Raw genomic sequence first — 4,195 nt, 5'->3', positions numbered from 1 at the left:
CGGAAGCGAGGTCGCGGTAGTCGTGCCAGATCGCCCCGGCGAACACGCCGGTGTCGCTTCCGGCGAGGATGCTCTCCGTGACGGATGCGTCCTCAGCGCGCCGGGAGGGGCGCCCGGCCGGCGTGTGAACCGTATGACCGGGCATGAAGCCCGTGTTACGGGATCACGAAATGAACGCCGCCCCACGGAGCGTCCGGGGCGCGCCCGAATGCGACGCCCGGTCGCTTTCCTGTTGGTATTTCCGCTGGTCAGGACGGTGTGAGTGACGCGTCAACACGAGGCCGGGCCTGCCCGTACACCTGTTCACACAGTCGAGGAGGACGTTGACGCGTCCTCCCCCACATGGGTTACTGACGCCGGACCGGCCCGGTGATTCCCCGGCGGTCCGGCGGCCACGACCCCGTGCGTCGCCCGTCACACCGAGCGTGCCCCAGCGGCTCGCCCACCGCGGCAGAGAGAACCAGGATGACCAGCATGGAGATCGCACCGGAGAGGACGGCAGGCGTCCGCCGCCTCCACTCCCCCGTGCCGTCCGCCACGCTGTCCGTCGCCTCCCCGCGTACGCCGCCGCACGACTGCGCCTCGTGCCGTGCCTGCCACTCGTGTACCTGCGGGCTGCCGGCCCGCGCACCGCACTGCGGCTGCTGACCGACCGGCCGGACCACGTCCGCCCCCCTCTCGCGCTTCACCGCAACCCTGCCCGGGACTCCGGCCAGGCTTCCCCATTCGGCCCGACCGCGTGCCGCGCGCGCCGTCCGGCCACCCCTGACCGCTGGAGCACCCATGCCCGAGACGTCCGCGCCCCCGGAAGATCCGGTCATCGCCGGCTCTCCCTCCGCCCCGGCCCCGGAGCCTCCGGCTCCGAAGGTCGCCACCCGCGCCACCTCGGCACACGACCCGCGTCTGGCCGCCGAGCGGGTACTGCCGCTGCGCCACCCGTGGCGGTGGGTGCTCACGGCGGTGGTCGTCGTCCTGGTCGCCCAGTTCGTCCACGGCCTGGTGAGCAACCCGTTCTACCAGTGGAGCCGGTTCTCGTACTGGTTCTTCCGTCCGGTGATACTCGACGGCCTGCTGATCACCCTCGAAGTCGCCGCCCTCAGCGCGGTGTTCGGTCTGATCGGCGGTGTGATCCTGGCACTGGGCCGGCTGTCGCCCAATCCGGTGCTGCGGTCCGTCTCCTGGGTCTACATCTGGCTGCTGCGTTCGGTACCGCTGATCGTCGTGCTGCTCTTCCTCTACAACTTCAGCGCGCTGTATCAGACGTTGAGCCTCGGAGTTCCCTTCGGACCGGCCTTCTTCGAGTTCGACGAGTCCCGGCTCGCCACCGACATGACCGTCGCCGTGGTCGGCCTCAGCCTCAACGAGGCCGCGTACGCGGCGGAGGTGGTCAGGTCCGGAGTGCTCTCGGTGGACCAGGGACAGCACGAGGCGGCCTCGGCGCTCGGCCTGCCGCGCGGTTACCAGTTCCGCCGCATCGTCTTCCCGCAGGCGCTGCGGGTGATCGTGCCCTCCTACGTCAACCAGCTGATCGGGCTGGTCAAGGGCACCTCACTGGTCTTCTACGTCTCGCTGCTCGATCTGTTCGGCACCGTCCAGAGCCTCGGCAGCACCTACTCCGGGGACATCGTCCCACTGCTCCTGGTCGCCACCCTCTGGTACGTCATCCTCACCAGCGTCATCTCGGTGATCCAGTTCTACGTGGAGCGCCACTACTCGCGGGGCGCACTGCGCACCGTACCCCCGACCCCGTTGCAGAAGTTCCGGGCCACCGTAGGGACAGCCCGTTCCAGGACCTCGATCGGATCGAGCACATGAGCGTCATCGCCCCGCAGAGCACGAAGAGCCCCGTCCGCGCCGAGCCGGTGGCGGTGGAGATCCACCGGGCGCACAAGTGGTTCGGTGAGAACCAGGTCCTGCGCGGCATCGATCTGACGGTCGAGCCCGGCTCGGTGACGGTGATCCTCGGACCGTCCGGGTCCGGCAAGTCGACGCTGCTGCGTGCGGTGAACCACCTGGAGAAGCTGGACATCGGGCATGTGACGGTCGGTGGCGAGCCGATCGGTGTACGGCACCACCGCGGCCGGCTGAAGGAACTGCCCGAGCGCACCATCCGTGCGCAGCGCAGCCGGATCGGCTTCGTCTTCCAGAACTTCAACCTGTTCCCCAATCTGACGGTGCTGGAGAACGTCGCCGCAGCGCCCACCGCCACCGGTCTGGCCGACCGCGACGGTGCCCGCGAGTCGGCGCGTACCCTCCTCGACCGGGTGGGGCTGGCGGACAAGGCAGACAGCTACCCCCGCCAGTTGTCCGGTGGTCAGCAGCAGCGGGTCGCCATCGCACGGGCGCTCGCCCTCGAACCCGGTGTGATCCTCTTCGACGAGCCGACCTCGGCTCTCGACCCTGAGCTCGTCGGCGAAGTCCTCTCCGTCATCAAGGAGTTGGCGACCGGAGGTACGACGCTGATCGTGGTGACCCATGAGATCGGGTTCGCCCGCGAGGTCGCCGACCAGGTCGTCTTCCTGGACCACGGCGTCATCGTCGAGCAGGGGAAGCCCGCCGACGTGCTGGACAACCCGCGCGAGGCCCGCACCAGGGAGTTCCTGGGAAAGGTTCTCTGAACCGCTCACCGCGTCATCCCCACGCCATTGTGACAATACGTCAGCTTCTGGTCGGAGCGGGGTCGTTCTGCCCCCTCCCCCTCCCCCACACGTCCTCTCACCCTGTGCTCCATCACCCTCAAGGAAACGACATGTCCCGCCGCAGATCCCGTCTGACCACCCTCGCCACCGCCGGCACCGTCCTCGCTCTCGCCGCCGGACTCAGCGCCTGCGGGGACAGTGACGCCGGGGACTCCTCCGCCGCCCCCGCCGCCAAGGGGTCGGTCGTCATCGGGGCCGCCTCGAACGGGGCTGCCAAGGAGATCACACTGGACGTCCCCGAGGTCGCGGCGATTCGCGCGCAGCTTCCGAAGTCCGTTACCGAGGACGGGAAGTTCACCATCGGTCTGGGCATGCTCCCCGCCGGATCCGCACCGCTCGGCTACGTCGGCGACGACCAGAAGACGATCACCGGCTCCGAGCCCGACCTCGGCCGCCTTGTCGCCGCGGTCTTCGGCCTGAAGGCCGAGCCGAAGAACGCGACCTGGGAGAACCTGTTCGTGGGAATCGACAGCGGGCGCACGGAGGCCGGCTTCTCCAACATCACGGACACCGAAGAGCGCAAGAAGAAGTACGAGTTCGCCTGCTACCGCCAGGACAACCTCGGTTTCGAGGTGAGCAAGGAGGCGGACTGGAGCTTCGACGGCGACTACAAGAACCTGGCGGGCAAGACCATCGCCGTGGGCTCCGGAACCAACCAGGAGAAGATCCTGCTGGAGTGGCGTGACAAGCTGAAGTCCGAGGGCAAGAAGCTCGACGTCAAGTACTTCGCGGACAACAACAGCGCTTATCTGGCGCTCAACTCGAAGAAGATCGACGGGTACTTCGGCCCGAATCCGGCCATCGCCTACCACATCACCCAGTCCGCGAGCACCCCGCAGGCCACCCGCAGCGGGGGTACGTACTCGGGTGCCGGAGCCTCGTTGCAGGGGCTGATCTGCGCCACGGCGAAGAAGGACAGCGGCCTGGCCAAGCCTCTGGCGGAGGCCATCAACTACCTGATCGAGAACGGCCAGTACGCGAAGTGGCTGGAAGCGTGGAACCTCAAGGACGAGGCCGTGCAGAAGGCGGAGGTCAACCCTCCGGGCCTGCCGATCACCAACTCCTGATCCATCGGGGCGCCGCACCCCGATCGAGCCGGGGTGTGCCCGAACGCGAGAAAGCAGAGAGGAAGACCCGTCATGGCACCCAGCGTGGTGATCGTCGGCGGCGGAGTGATGGGCGCGGCGGCCGCGTGGCGGCTGGCGGAACGCGGCCACCGGGTGACGGTGCTGGAGCGGTTCGGTCCCGGCCACGACCGGGGAAGCTCGCACGGCAGCTCCCGCATCTTCCGGCTGACGTACGCCGATCCCTGGTACGTCGGGCTCGCCCTGCGGGCGCTGCCGTTGTGGCGGCGGCTGGAGCAGGAGTCCGGCCGGGCGGTGCTGACGGTCACCGGAGCCGTCGACCACGGGTCGCCCCGCACCGTGGGGGAACTGGCCGACGTCCTGCGGGTGGCGGGTCGGCCGGGGCTGGTGCTCAGCCCGTCGGAGGCGGCC

At 68.9% G+C, this 4,195-nt stretch carries 4 protein-coding genes; all 4 read left to right on the top strand.

Annotated features, from left to right (window positions below; translation table 11 throughout):
* Positions 1–783: 783 nt before the first annotated feature.
* Positions 784–1,815: an amino acid ABC transporter permease gene (locus tag ACWD3D_RS34070; protein ID WP_451464576.1), complete on the top strand. Its 1,032-nt coding sequence runs from the start codon at positions 784–786 to the stop codon at positions 1,813–1,815.
* Positions 1,812–2,618: an amino acid ABC transporter ATP-binding protein gene (locus ACWD3D_RS34065; protein WP_451464575.1), complete on the top strand. Its 807-nt coding sequence runs from the start codon at positions 1,812–1,814 to the stop codon at positions 2,616–2,618. Before ACWD3D_RS34070 ends, ACWD3D_RS34065 begins: the two co-directional genes overlap by 4 nt.
* 131 nt (positions 2,619–2,749) lie before the next feature.
* Positions 2,750–3,766 carry a transporter substrate-binding domain-containing protein gene (locus ACWD3D_RS34060; RefSeq protein WP_451464574.1) on the top strand — a complete coding sequence of 339 codons (1,017 nt, stop codon included), beginning with the start codon at positions 2,750–2,752 and terminating at the stop codon, positions 3,764–3,766.
* A gap of 72 nt (positions 3,767–3,838) precedes the next feature.
* A partial coding sequence (locus ACWD3D_RS34055; RefSeq protein ID WP_451464573.1) for an FAD-dependent oxidoreductase occupies positions 3,839–4,195 on the top strand: 357 nt, incomplete at its 3' end.

The sequence above is a fragment of the Streptomyces sp. NPDC002690 genome (assembly GCF_053592415.1).
The sequence above is the reverse complement of the archived record's forward strand: the minus strand, read 5'-3'. Positions and strand labels throughout refer to the sequence as shown.